We start from the raw sequence: 13288 nt of genomic DNA on the forward strand, positions 1-13288 counted from the left end.
TGTTTATGTACAGCAATTATTGCTGGTCTTGGGATTTTTGTGTGATAGAATGGCGCACAAAAATCCCCAGGAAATACACCATGCAGCATAGAGAGTACATCAGCATCGGCGATAAAGTGGATCAACGGCGTATTGAACAACAAAAGTTGGAAACCAACTCTCTTCTAAAACTTTTGGTCGAAATTTACGATCAAAAAAATCTTTCAATACATTTAAATAGTATTGGTATTACTCTGCCGCGAGAAAAAATTAACCAATGGGTAAAGAACCCTGACACAGCATCAATAATTTTCGCTGAAAACACCATTAAAATGATTCGCGAAAAACTTCTTCCAGCCAAACCTAAGCATTGGGACAACCCTGACTTCAAATTTATTGATCTTTTTGCGGGCATTGGAGGTCTTCGTAAGGGATTCGAAGAAGTTGGTGGGAAATGTGTATTTACTAGTGAATGGGAGCCAAAGGCTCGTCGTACTTACCTTGCAAATCATTATGTGGATGAGTGCGAGCTGCCTTACTTTCTTGATTCCGTAGAGGAGAACTCCGAGCGTAATCGTTCTTTCATGGACATCACTAAGGTTACACAAAGCGGAAATGCGCTAATCAGTGAGAAAGAAAAAGCCGAGCATATCCGCAAACATATCCCAGAACATGATGTGTTACTGGCTGGGTTCCCATGTCAGCCATTCTCTATTGCAGGCGTATCGAAAAAGAACTCACTGGGCAGAGCCCATGGGTTTGAGTGCGATACTCAGGGAACCTTGTTTTTTGATGTTGAAAAAATCATAGAAGCGAGACAGCCAAAGTATTTTGTGCTGGAGAACGTTAAAAATCTGAAAAGCCATGACAAAGGCAACACCTTTGCAACAATTATCCGTACATTAGATCGCTTAGGCTATTGGCTACTTGATATCACCAATGCAGGGACAGACATCGAAGATGCGATAGCTAATGTGCGAAAGCGTAAAAATGAGCCAGCCATCATTGACGGGATTCACTTCATTCCTCAGCACAGAGAGCGTATTGTCCTTGTGGGAATTCGAAATGATCTCGTTAATGCTAATCCATCGCTAAAGAAGTTATCACTAAGTCAAATTGAAAAACCGAAGTCTCGCTATACGTTAGCCGATATCCTCTGTGATTTAAATGCTGCGGAGAGACAAAAATACACACTAACCCCCAATCTCTGGAATTATCTTTACCACTATGCACTGAAACACCAAACCAAGGGGAACGGTTTTGGATTTGGGTTGGTTAATCCGTCAGAAGAATTAGCAACTACTCGTACTTTGTCGGCAAGATACTACAAAGATGGCTCAGAGATTCTAATAAACCAATCGGAACTTGAAGCCGAATACCTAAATGAAAAGAGACAATTTGCTATCACTAAAAATCAGGAAAGGGAGGCTTATGCCAAACATTTTGCTGATCAGTTTAAGCAAGAAAACCCTGGCACATCCGAAGCTGAATACAAAGACATGATCAAAGCTGGTGAGGAAAAATATGACGCGACTTTTGGACGGTATGCCAAAGAATTTGATGCGCTCTATAAGACGCCACGTCGTTTAACACCACAGGAATGTGCTCGTTTGATGGGCTTTGAAAAGCCTGAATCTGGTAGAGGTGAGTATGACATCGATTTCCGCATTGTTTGCGCCGACGCCAGTGCTTACAAGCAGTTTGGAAACTCGGTCGTAGTGCCTGTATTTAGGGCAGTTGCGAAACTATTAAAAAGTGCAATGTAAAGAATCACCATAATGAAAACCGTTGGCCAAAACAACTATTTGGGCAGCCGATTGGGTATGAAATGGGATGACCTTTGAGTAAAAAATGAACGGCATAGCAACTAGGTATAATGTTTCCGTCAAAAGTCCAAAATACTGCTGAGAACAGACGTTGCTATGGCAAAGACGCTCTTTACTGAAGTATTTAATTAAATTTGGGAATGCTCAAAATAAGATGTAATAAAACAATGGTTTTTGCATTAAATTAACCTTGATATTACTTTCGATATCATCGACTATTTCGTAACTTGTTTTTTATCAGTATGATATGTCACTTTTAAAAAGTGGAGTTGATTTTGGGTATAGATGTATCAGAGCAAAAAGTGGTTACCTACAACCCTGATCATGGATATCGTCTGGTGACATCGCCGAACAAAAATCCCAAAATCTCCTCTCGTTACGGTTTGAAAATCCAAAGTATATAGACGAACAAAAGAAGGCGATCATGCTCTGGATGGTAACCCATTTATTTATGCTCTCAAGTCTATAAATGGATTTTCAATTTCTCTCCATGAGCTACGTAAGTTTAAGCCAAGTTTTGATTCGATTCTTCAATCCGTTCATTGGGCTTGATTTTAAGAGCCTCAAGCCGACCTTCTAACTTTCCGTACTCACGTAATAACTCATTATACGACTTATCGATGAGTTCAAGCTGGTCGATTCTTACCTTGTAAGAATCCAGCATTCCACTGATCCGCGCGTTTTCACTTACAAGGAATTCGTTTTTTGTGAGCAACTCTTCAATCTGGGATTCCAGTTCATCAATTTTCTTATCGCTAGACTCGAGTGCTAGTGTGGCCTGATTTTCCGCTTCTTCAAGTACAGTCACCTTTGCTTTATATTCATCTATCGTGGACTTTACGCGTTTTTCAGCGACTTCTTGTGCCGTTTTATAACTCTCCGCAGCAAGCTTTTGCAGTTGCTTAGTAGCTGTATCAATATTTCGGCCAAGCGTTTCCATTATTTCAGCTGGTAGGTCTACTTCTACTTGATCAGATTCATCGGGGCTGCGACTCAACCGATCTTGGATAAATGTGTCCCACACTTGTTTAATTCGAACAGAACTTCCACCATTCAAACGATTTCGTATAGCAAATGGACTAACAGACTCACCCTTTTGCTCCAATGCTAACCCTACATCGATGATCTGTTGATCAGAGAACTCTGCTTTCCTGCCCATAACTAACTCCAAATAACTTAAATAAGTTAATTAACTTAAATAACATAATTAAGTTAGCTTTATGTTTTGCTAAAAGCAAGCAACCGTTTGAAAATCTTTATTGCTGACAGCGGTAGATAAGGCATCTAGCTTTAAGGCGGGGGTATCTACAATATTATAAGTTAGTGGACACCCAAAACCCCTCCTTCTAAACTGTCTATTAAATCGTTGAAAGCCTACATATGAGACATATTGTCTACATATCGATTTAGGAGACAGATTATGCGCCTTTTCGGTTATGCTCGCGTATCAACCAGCCAACAATCCCTCGACAACCAGGTCAATGCCTTGTTGGAAAATGGTGTAGAGTCACATCGAGTCTTCGTGGACAAAGCATCTGGCAGTCATCTTGAGCGGGATGGGCTGAAGACGTTAATGATAAAAGTGGAAAAAGGTGATGTGGTTCTGGTCAAGAAGCTAGACCGACTGGGCCGGGACACAGCAGACATGATCCAACTAGTTAAAGAGTTTGATAAAAATGGGGTCGCTATTCGTTTCTTGGATGACGGGATAAGCACAGAAGGCGAAATGGGTAAGATGGTTGTCACAATACTGTCAGCCGTTGCTCAGGCAGAGCGCCATCGTATTTTAGAGCGCACCAATGAGGGTAGGCAGGAAGCCAAGGCGAAAGGTGTTAAATTCGGGCGAAAACGAACGGTTAACAGGACTCTGGTGTCACGAATGAAACGTGACGGGAAGTCCGCATTAGCAATATCAAAAGAGCTTGGGATTGGTCGTTCAACGGTGTATAAGATACTCACAGAAAGTGAGTTGTAGATATCAACTTGTTCCCCTCCGAAGCTAAGCTCACCCTCATTTCATGTTTTAAAAATGGTAATTAAGCGAACATCAAGATATGTTCATTTTGTTCGGAAGTTCATAATTCAAAAAACATAGTGGAAATCGGATCTAACCTGACAAAACCAGTGAAGGACAGGCAATAGTCAGATTAGATACCAATTCTTCACTGCAATTATCTTTCTAATCGAACCCGAAGTCGTCTCGCGCGCTCTTGGAATGCAGTTTCACCGCCTTCCAAAATTTTGCAGACTTCTTTTCTGATTGCTGCGTTTTCAAGTCCACCCGTCCGATAAGTCACAGTAGGTAATTCCCCATGTGGATGAGGACCTGCTTCTGCGATGATGATCTGATCCGCATTAGTATTGATAACTAGGTTCGCATTGTGAGTTACCATTATTACTTGACGATGTGACTTGGCTTGCACAAAAAGAGGAACAAGTTCATCAAAGACTGATTTAGGATCTAAATTTTCCTCCGGCTGATCAATTAGGAGCGGTCGATCATCCTTATCGTCCAATGCGAGGTAAAGAAGTAAAAGAACTATACCTCGCGTGCCAGGAGATAACTTTCTGATATCCACACCATCGTAGTCAATTCCGTATCGGATCTCGATATGATCTGTGCTAAACAACCATTGTGCGAAGCGTTTAGACCAACTGCGAAATTCAGCTTGTTCCGTGCGGGCAACTGGGGAATGCTCAAGTAATTCTTTTTGATAAAGCCTTCGAAACTCTTCCATAGCAGCTATCACGGATGAAGAATCACCTTTTTCCCATGCAGTTTTGAGACTCTCATTGGCTTTTTGTTGAAGCGTTCCCTTTCCTCTAAAGGCGCCTGCCTTTCTCAGGTCTATTAGACCCTCCTCCGCTGATTCAGCCCATTGAGCAACATCGGCAATGCGTGCGACTGAGAAAGATAGTTTTTGTAAAGAGCCCGAGGATTGGGAAAGGCGAGCCATTAATGGTGTGTAAAGTTCTTCAAGAACGGATTGTTCAGCTATAAGCGCATCAAAAGCCCTGCCATATGCAATTTCACGATCTGATTGTAATTTACTAATTCGCTCCTTCGCACCTTGTGCATCTCTTAATTTTTCTTTCAGAGTTTGCAAAAGAGAGTTCTCAGTCGCAATATTTTTGGAGAGCGCGCCATATCGTCGTTGAGCATCTTTATCTGCGTTTACTAGCTTTCCCAATCTATCCATCTCAGCGTCAAGAATTGATAGAGATAATGAATTGAGGTCGACGTTATCATTAAAATAAGGAGTATTAGGGTCACTCGGGGCTGGTGCTGTACCTTTGAGTTTTAATATCTCACCATCGATCCATTTTAAAAAGCCTGCGAGATTATCGTCAACCGGTCCTGTATAGTCGATTAAGAATGCAGCCCATTCCTCTGGAGACATTCCGCTTTGCTCATGACGTGCTTGGGTTTGTCGAAGTACCTCAGGAGCCTGATTACGTCGCATGTCGTTCACTTCATCCTGCATAGCGAGAATTGTTTGCTGCTGGGTAGACAGTTGACGGATTTTTGCTCTTAGTTGATTGGCCGCACTTGCCAATTCAGTATGTCTTTGAGCCCTAGATTCACTACCTTTTGATACCAATTTAGCTCGGTCAGATGTATAAGCATCAACTAGCTGACTTTTTTTCACAATATCTGCTTCATAACCGGCAATCAGCTGAACCTTTTCAAGCTCTGCGCTGATACGGTCAGAAATCTGTGAAACAGCTTCAGCTTCTCTAACGCGAGCATTACGATGCCGAGATGCACGCTGTTCCAGTAATTCATTAAAACTCAAAGCACCGTTTCTGGAGTCTTCAGTATGAGCCTCAAAAATCACTCGCTCTATTTCTCGAAGCAATCCGTCCGTAAGTCCATTGGATGAGCATAGTTCTTCGACGAATTGTTGTGATAAATAGCGAACCCGTTCATAGCTATACGGGTCATGAGCATCCGTGCCATTTAACGCTCTTGTTTGATTAAATCCGGAAGCCCATTCTACTGTAACTTTTGCTTCACCTATGATTGGACGCGCACGGACAAGGAATGATGGATTAGCCCATTCATTTGCTTTCCAAGTTTCCGCTGAGATTGAATCACAACCAGCTGCGATCATGTCAGCTAGAGCAGTTTTTCCCGACCCCCTGGCACCAATTATTGCTACCAAACCTGGATTTATAGGTATTCTAGGTGTGGTCAACCAATTAGCATTTAAAACCTCTATGCTTGACAATACTTGGGATGGAGTTGCTGATGCTGGAGGTTCACTGCCTACATATGCACGGTCTGCGGGATCGATGCATGCTTGACGCAACGAGTCGAATTCAAGCCCACCTTTTATCCAAGAGAATCGATCTCCAAATGGAGAGGCTACACTCTTTAAGTTATGGGCATCACTACCATGAAGACAAGGTTTAAGCCCTCCATAGATGTCACGAATTTCATCCGCAGACATTGAAGGCTTCCGACCCAACCAATATTCGCGTTGTGACTCACTACTTGCGAATATCACATGTGCAAAACTCTCAATCTCGCGTCTAATTGTCTGATCCGCGGCTTCTCTTACACCTGACGTCCCATCGCTTGCTCCTCCTGCTACGCCTATAAGTATGTTGTTTTTAGCCCAACTGCTTTCGCCATAAACTTCGCGTAGCTGCTTAAAGTTGACTTTGAATTGGCTTGCGCCGTGAGAAAGTGCTGCACGATCATCTGTAATGCTTGGGTCAGCTTTCTTACCCAGTCGGATCAAATCTGAGCGAGTGCAATCAAAACGGTCCTGCATAACGTTAAATTGAAGTCGAGAGAGAATCCTATCCAACTGCTCAATGTGGTCAGCGTCTTCGGGACTAACAAAAAGATGAAGATTTACAAAACCTCCCTTTGCAGTAGCAACATCAAGTCTTAATTCCACATTAGGGAAAATCAATGCAGCGTTTGGAAGCCTACCAGCGCTTTTGTATTCCAAAACCTTTTTATAAGTGTCGGTTATATAATAATCGGTGACTGCAATAGCCTCGATGAGTGGAGTGGCCTGCTCAAGTGCATTTATATAATCGTCCCATGCTGTTTCTCCACCGAACTGATTATTCATTACAGTTCCAGGCGCATGTATATGTGGCTCCCATCTCCGCCACTCAGATCCGCGATTAATCATTGATTTCCCTTATTATGATTCCCAATTTCCTAAATATTTAAACAGGTATTTTGTCTCAATAATGTATATTGCCACTTAGTCCCCCACGTGTATATGATTTCGGGAATTGAGTGACTTACTGTTTGGAATGGCTCAAGCTCTCAAATCTTTCAGGCGTATATAAGTAGCTGTATGCCATGCACAATAACGTAGATTAGTGTCTTAAATCTGGGCAATTTACACGATATTTAATCAACCACTGTGAATGATAATATGGGGTAATAAAATACAAAACAGGCCTACTTGCACCCTTCATGATAAAATGTAAAGACGATTGGCTATTTTGGCGCTGTCTTTACATATTTAGGGTGACTTGACAGCAAATGACGTTAACATATTGATTTAACTGGTTGTTTGTCATTACAAAGTAAGAAGTGTAATAGTCCCGTTTTGACTTTCACTAAAGATGTAGCTTTGTAATGTATTGCCAATAAATTACATAAAATCAAAGCCTTAAACAAAACCCCGCAATTGCGCAATGCAAGTCAGTTAAGCATGACCTGTTTGCTCTAAATCAACCGTTGAAGGCCATGGATGGCCGGAATCGAGCCTCAGGGATGATTCATGGCGTGTTGATGTGAGCAAACTGCGTCATGCTAAAGGTTAAACTGAATGGCACCCCGCTATTGCGGGGTTTTTGTTTAGGTTAGTAGGGTGTTGACGCTATGAGCGCTCAATAAACTGCGCCCGGCGTAAGCGATCATGCACAGCAAGCCAGGCTTCACCTTGCGGCGGCAGTTCACACCAGATCGCGCTTACGCCTAGCTTATCGGCTTGGTATAACTGGCGATAGAGCTGGCTGGCGTAGCCGGCAGCGTCGGTTGGCATCTGTTTGCAGATAATTCCTGCTTGTGCTGTCGGTAAAGCGTTGAGATGCAGCACCGCAATATTGCTTGGCTGTTCTAACAACAACGCATGCAGTTGTGCGCTATCTAAGCAGCGCAGTGGCGTATTCGGTTGATAATGCGCATCAACATTGCCGGGCACTTGCATCTGATGTTGCTGCGGTTGCAGTACAGTTGTTTTAAGTACAGCTTGCAGTTGCGAGGCCGTGATGGGGCCTGCGCGCACAATGCGGATTTGCTCGCCGGTTAAATCGACAATGGTTGACTCCACACCATGCTCACATTCACCGCCATCCAATACCGCATCAATACGGCCATTTAACCCGGCAAGTACTTGCTCGGCACTGGTCGGGCTCAGCTTTTTATAACGGTTAGCCGAAGGCGCTGCAACGGCCAGTTGGTTTAGTTGCAATACTTGTAACAAGGCCGGGTGTGCCGGCATTCGCAGACCAATACTATTTAGGCCACCGGTAATCACTGGGCTAACGTGATCGGCTTTGGGCAATAACAGGGTTAATGGCCCTGGCCAAAAAGCCTCGGCCAGCTGCCAGGCAGCCGCGGGAATATCTTTTGCCCACTCACCTAGTGCTGTTTTCGCATGCAGATGCACAATTAACGGGTGATTGGCTGGGCGGCCCTTGGCAGTAAAAATGCCAGCTACCGCGCTAGGGTTACTGGCATCGGCGGCTAAACCATAGACGGTTTCTGTTGGCACGGCCACTAACTTACCCTGTTGTAATAAATCAGCGGCGGTGGCAATATCTTGGCCCTGTTGGGCGTTTAATCGTAGTGTGTTCATGGGTTACATATCTGACAATATTGAGCGGCAGCAAACGATTTTGCGACCGGGTAGCTTTCGGTATGCTGACAGCGTTGGCAGCTGGCTCGTCGCAGCCGCGTTAAGCTGCTAGGGGCACCACAGTCTTCGCATGGCAAACCCGGTAAGGCGTGATCTGGCCAAAAACCGGGGGTGGCACACACAGGGCAATGTTGCTTTAAGCGCTGCAGCAAGTCGCGGGCTGCATGGGCAATATGTTGCTGGCGCTCTGGGCAACAATGCGCACGCAAATCATAACTAAGTTGTAGCGCGTCGTTGGCTAACAGCAGTCTGGCTTGTTGTTCTGCTTCTGCCAATGTTAAGCCTTTACTGATCTGTTGCTGTTGTTGGATCAACAAACGTTGATCGGCAGGCAGCTGTTTTAGCGCCTGCTGTAGTGCGGTGTGATCCGATATCGTCCACTGCTGCACAGCACTTGGGCCATAAAATCGCCCGGTAACAACCCAGCCTGCCTCAATGTTTACCGCGCTAATCAGTTCTTGGTTAAAGGTACCTAGGCCAAAGGGGCCAGCGGAAAAACTGCCTTCGCTGCCAAGACCGATAGCGCAACCACTGAGATCGGCAGCAATAGCGGCTTTGCGTAGGGTGCATTCAACCGGTGACATAAAGCGTGCCCGCTCGTTGGCAAAGGTGCCTAAGCTATCTGTATCAAAACTGTTTAGCTCTTGCACCTGCCAGCCCAGTTCGGCCAGTATGGGGCGGATAATTGCCCCTTTACCGTGCAATGTGGCTATGGCAACGGTTTCACTCATAGCGGGGTCTCTTGCCAGCCTTGCTGCTGCCACTGGTGCACGCTGCCGTCTTTGTCCAGTTGATAAAGCCACAACCATTGCTGATTGACCAAGGCTGCCACATCGGGAGCGCTCTGGATAATATTGGCGATGGCGTCTTTTGGCGCAGCGATTACTACACTTAAGCGAACCGGTTGGTGCATCAATTTTTTACCATCATGCACTGATTGCCAGGCTAAGCCAGTGCGTAAGTCACCGCCGTTACCTTCAAAAACACCAACATGGCCTGCCACAACATTATGCAATAACTTGTTACCGCTGCCGTATTTTTCTGGAGCAACCACTGAGGCGTAATATTGTAAGTTAATCCAGTTAGTCACCACCATCGGTGCCGTCATAATGGTATGCAATAAACTAAAATTGCTGTCCTGTGCCGCATCGTAATCATGCAAAAAGCAGCGACCTTGTAAATCGAGGTTCTTGGTGAGGCTGCGTGGTGCCACGATAAAAGCGGCATTATTGGCTAAGCCCCATTCAGGGCGAACTTGTGCCCAGTCACGGGTGCGCAGTTTGAAAAAGCGCGCTAGCGCCTGATCGCTTTGACCATTCAATCCAAATTGCGGCGCGCGCTGTTGCCGGGCTTGTTGAGTTGCCTTGGCTAGCCATGGCAGCCAATGTGCTTGCTCAGGCGCACGGTATACTTCCAGCTCGTCTGAGGTAGTATGGTGCATCGCGGCATAAAACTGGGTGTCAGCAGGGATGTCAATATTCTGCTCAGACGCTAAAGCGGTACGTACTGCCGCATCGTTCAGCATTTGCGCTAACACTTTGACGTTGACTTCACCGGTTTGGCCGCCACAGGCGCCGCAATCTAAGGCAGCAGCATGTGGGTTATTGCAACTGTCGCTGCCATGTCCAAACAGCAATACAGTGGGCGCCAAATTATGCTGTAAGCCCATGGCGGTTAAAATGTCAGCGGCTAATTGTGCTTGCTCGCTGATGCTCAGTGGTTGGTCGGCTTGACTTAATTGCCACTGGCTGTCGGTAAGGTGCTTATTAATGGCATGCGGTGCTGCGGTGCGCAGAAATGCCCGTTTGATTAAACTCAGTAGCTTAGTCGCGCCAGCCGCTTCTACCATGCCTAAGCTAGAGGAGGCGAGATCAAAGCTTTGTTTCCAGCCCAAGTCAGGTTGGCGTGATAGGGTAGGTGTGTTGGCACGAATTTGTGTGACTTGTAACGCAGGGGCTAACAACCCCGGTAATTGTGGCCGACTAAGGGCACTGTCTGTGGCTTTAAAAGCGATAGGCAGGCCGAAAAAGCCAGCAAAACCGAGAGTTTGGATTTGCTTATGTTGTTGCTCCAGCGCGCGGCGCATTGGCTCAGACCTTACATCGATACAAAAAGCCGCTTGCAGTAAGGGCTGTGCTGGCTCAGTTGCAACCGTTTGCTGTTGCTGCAGTTGGCGCAGCAGAGGTTGTTGCACACTTAGCTCCAGTGCGCGTTGCCATACTTGGCGAAGATGCAATAAGCGTTCGGTCTGTGCTAACGTTTTGGCATAGTGTTGCGCTTGTTGCTGCAGTGCTTGTAGCAGCGATTGATGCTGCGGGTTATGCTGTTTGCTGTGTTGCCATAACACCCAATCCCACCCCAATAACATATAAAGCAGTTGGCAAACAGCATGTTGGCCTTGCTGGCCTTGCAAAGCCTGTTGCCAATCGAGCCATGCTTGCCAGCCGGCCCAGCCAGACAGGCTTTGTAACAAACTTTCGAAATAAGCTTGTTGAGCTTGTGTAGTCGGTAGCCACGTTGCAAACCAGTGGCTTAATTGCTGCAATAATGCTTTGGGTGAATCCGGCAATGCCACAAATAACGCCGTTAAACCTTGCCCGGTGAGCACCTGCAAGCCTTTGTCTTGGCGCACCACACTGAGCCAACTGTGATAGGCATGATCGGGGCTGCTGGCATCGGCATTAAAGCGCTCGGGATATTGGTAATAGAGCGCCAGAAATTGGCTTAACTGTTGTTGAATTAACTGCGGCCAAGGCAAGCTTGAAGTGGCTTTTTTTTGGGCTGCTAACAGTGTGGGCAGGCTTTGCCACTGGCTTAATTCAGTGGGCTGCGACATGCCAGCAAGGGCTTGTTCATGGCTGAATGATAAGCCTGCTTCTAACAGTGCCTGCTGTAAGTGGTTCGGCATAATTTGCTGCTGCCACTGTGCCAGATACCAATCAGCCGGCATTAGGCAAGATGTGCCAGCCAATAGCTGTTGTTCGGCACAGACGGCAGTAAAGGCCGTGGCGCGTTTCGGCCACCAAGGGTTAACCGCGATCATTTGATCTAATGGCCACTGTGGTGCAATCTGACGGGCGGCAGCCGCGAGTAAACGTTCAGTCTGTTCCAGCGTAATATCCACGTTGCTTTGCAGCGCACTCATAATGGCTCCTTTAGTTGCGATGAGGCGGTTTTCGATTGTGGCGTTGTTGCTTTGTAAGGCCAAATTTTAAGGGTTAACCGGGTTGCCCATTCATCCAAATAACCACCGGCATTCAGCCAAATAAACAGCTGATTTAGCGCCGGTTGGCTGGCGTGATAACGCAATAGAACGGCCACCACAAACAAGATGATAAATACCAAGCTGCTTAGCACATCAGCGACAAATGTGCTCCCTTGCGGTGTCGGCATAACTGCAGAGAGGCAGGTTTTACCCAGCAGATACAGTGTCAGTAAACCCAGAGCATAGCTGCTGGCTAACAAGCAACGTTGTAGGCGATGGCTATCGGCACGGCTAAGCGAGGGCAGCAACAACACGGTAATGGCGAGGATTAACAGCACGCTACTGGCTAAGCTGGCGAGTGGCACAATGAAATGGGTTAGCCCAGTGAGCAAGGCTGCCAGTATTATAGCGGCAAACCAGTGTTTAGCGCTGGGCTCTATCTGATCAGCCAATTGCGCGGCAAGGTAATGATTCACAGCATTGCCACTGTGTAAAAAGGAATAGGCTTTGTAACAGGAATGCGCCAGCAGATGCAGTAGCGCTAGGGTATACAAACCCAGTGCAATCTCCACCAGCATTAAACCCATTTGCGCCACGGTTGACCACGCTAAACGTACCTTGATGCTAACGCGAGTGGTCATTATCAGCGCGGCTAAAAAGGTACTGATTAGCGCGGCAAACAGTAATACTGCCGTGGCTAAAGGGCTCAGGCTGAGTAATGGCGCAAACAATAACAGCAAGATACCGCCAAGATTAATAATACCGGCATGCAGCAGAGCCGACACTGGCGTTGGTGCTTCTACCACTTGGATCAGCCAGCCATGTAACGGCAGTTGAGCGCACTTTAGTAAGGCTACTGCTACCAGCAAGAGTGCGGCGCTGTGCAGCATGGCTGAGGCTTCAGACGTTTGACTAAGCTGCAGGAGCAGTTCGTTGATGCTAGCGGTATCAAACTCTAAATACAGTAATAGCATAGCGAGGGCTAACAGCAACTCACCCAAGCGTGCGCTAAGGGCTTTTTTATGCGCAGCCAGTTGTGCTCGTGGCCGCTCGGGATAAAACAGCAGTAATTGTTGAACGCTTAAACTGATGGCGACCCAACCGAGCCAGAATAGCACCAGATGATTACTCAGTAGCGTAACCATCACGGCTGCTAGCGTTGCGGTTAGCGCGCGCATAAAACGTGCTTTTTCGGCTTCACCATATAAAGCGGTGGCGCTGTAACGCCAAATGACAATACCCAGTAAGACAACCAGTGAGAGCAGTACCAGCTTTAAAGAGGTTAAATGAAATAATGTTTGCATGCCACACCTAGGCTGATTAAACGTGGTGCTATTTTGCGAAATGCACTAATATAAGTAAAATACATATTAAGTTAGAAA

General features: G+C 46.1%; 8 protein-coding genes. 2 read left to right on the forward strand and 6 right to left on the reverse strand.

The window, feature by feature from the left end; genetic code table 11:
* Nucleotides 1-80 precede the first annotated feature (80 nt).
* Nucleotides 81-1745 carry a DNA (cytosine-5-)-methyltransferase gene (gene dcm, locus ACUJFL_RS01590; protein ID WP_445428291.1) on the forward strand — a complete coding sequence of 555 codons (1665 nt, stop codon included), beginning with the start codon at nucleotides 81-83 and terminating at the stop codon, nucleotides 1743-1745.
* Nucleotides 1746-2310: 565 nt separating this feature from the next.
* On the opposite strand, the gene ACUJFL_RS01595 is transcribed toward dcm, so the two are convergent.
* The gene (locus tag ACUJFL_RS01595; RefSeq protein ID WP_445428292.1) at nucleotides 2311-2964 is read right to left on the reverse strand and encodes a DNA-binding protein; all 654 of its coding nucleotides are present in this window, start codon (nucleotides 2962-2964) and stop codon (nucleotides 2311-2313) included.
* A 261-nt stretch (nucleotides 2965-3225) separates the two neighbouring features.
* Between ACUJFL_RS01595 and ACUJFL_RS01600 the strand changes: the two genes are divergently transcribed.
* Nucleotides 3226-3780 (forward strand): recombinase family protein, encoded by a 555-nt coding sequence (locus ACUJFL_RS01600; RefSeq protein WP_445428293.1) that lies wholly within the window; start codon nucleotides 3226-3228, stop codon nucleotides 3778-3780.
* 196 nt (nucleotides 3781-3976) lie between these two features.
* Here the strand turns inward: ACUJFL_RS01600 and ACUJFL_RS01605 are convergent, their stop codons facing one another.
* From ACUJFL_RS01605 to ACUJFL_RS01625, 5 genes are all read right to left on the reverse strand, one after another.
* Nucleotides 3977-6958: a TrlF family AAA-like ATPase gene (locus ACUJFL_RS01605; RefSeq protein ID WP_445428294.1), complete on the reverse strand. Its 2982-nt coding sequence runs from the start codon at nucleotides 6956-6958 to the stop codon at nucleotides 3977-3979.
* 702 nt (nucleotides 6959-7660) lie between these two features.
* On the reverse strand, nucleotides 7661-8641 hold the full coding sequence (locus ACUJFL_RS01610; RefSeq protein WP_306177427.1) for an L-threonylcarbamoyladenylate synthase: 981 nt from the start codon (nucleotides 8639-8641) through the stop codon (nucleotides 7661-7663).
* Nucleotides 8638-9432 carry a DUF6671 family protein gene (locus ACUJFL_RS01615; RefSeq protein WP_445425904.1) on the reverse strand — a complete coding sequence of 265 codons (795 nt, stop codon included), beginning with the start codon at nucleotides 9430-9432 and terminating at the stop codon, nucleotides 8638-8640. The genes ACUJFL_RS01610 and ACUJFL_RS01615 overlap by 4 nt, the downstream gene beginning before the upstream one ends.
* The gene (locus ACUJFL_RS01620) at nucleotides 9429-11846 is read right to left on the reverse strand and encodes a putative inorganic carbon transporter subunit DabA (protein WP_445425905.1); all 2418 of its coding nucleotides are present in this window, start codon (nucleotides 11844-11846) and stop codon (nucleotides 9429-9431) included. Before ACUJFL_RS01620 ends, ACUJFL_RS01615 begins: the two co-directional genes overlap by 4 nt.
* Complete coding sequence (locus ACUJFL_RS01625; RefSeq protein ID WP_445428295.1) at nucleotides 11843-13210, reverse strand: NADH-quinone oxidoreductase subunit L; 1368 nt, start codon at nucleotides 13208-13210, stop codon at nucleotides 11843-11845. Before ACUJFL_RS01625 ends, ACUJFL_RS01620 begins: the two co-directional genes overlap by 4 nt.
* Nucleotides 13211-13288: the final 78 nt, after the last annotated feature.

Source organism: Alishewanella sp. HL-SH05 (genome assembly GCF_052655985.1).

Coding starts and splice junctions, on each gene's coding strand:
- ACUJFL_RS01610 (WP_306177427.1), bottom strand. CDS start 8,641: ATGAACACACTACGATTAAACGCCCAACAGGGCCAAGATATTGCCACC.
- ACUJFL_RS01605 (WP_445428294.1), bottom strand. CDS start 6,958: ATGATTAATCGCGGATCTGAGTGGCGGAGATGGGAGCCACATATACAT.
- ACUJFL_RS01595 (WP_445428292.1), bottom strand. CDS start 2,964: ATGGGCAGGAAAGCAGAGTTCTCTGATCAACAGATCATCGATGTAGGG.
- ACUJFL_RS01615 (WP_445425904.1), bottom strand. CDS start 9,432: ATGAGTGAAACCGTTGCCATAGCCACATTGCACGGTAAAGGGGCAATT.
- dcm (WP_445428291.1), top strand. CDS start 81: ATGCAGCATAGAGAGTACATCAGCATCGGCGATAAAGTGGATCAACGG.
- ACUJFL_RS01600 (WP_445428293.1), top strand. CDS start 3,226: ATGCGCCTTTTCGGTTATGCTCGCGTATCAACCAGCCAACAATCCCTC.
- ACUJFL_RS01625 (WP_445428295.1), bottom strand. CDS start 13,210: ATGCAAACATTATTTCATTTAACCTCTTTAAAGCTGGTACTGCTCTCA.
- ACUJFL_RS01620 (WP_445425905.1), bottom strand. CDS start 11,846: ATGAGTGCGCTGCAAAGCAACGTGGATATTACGCTGGAACAGACTGAA.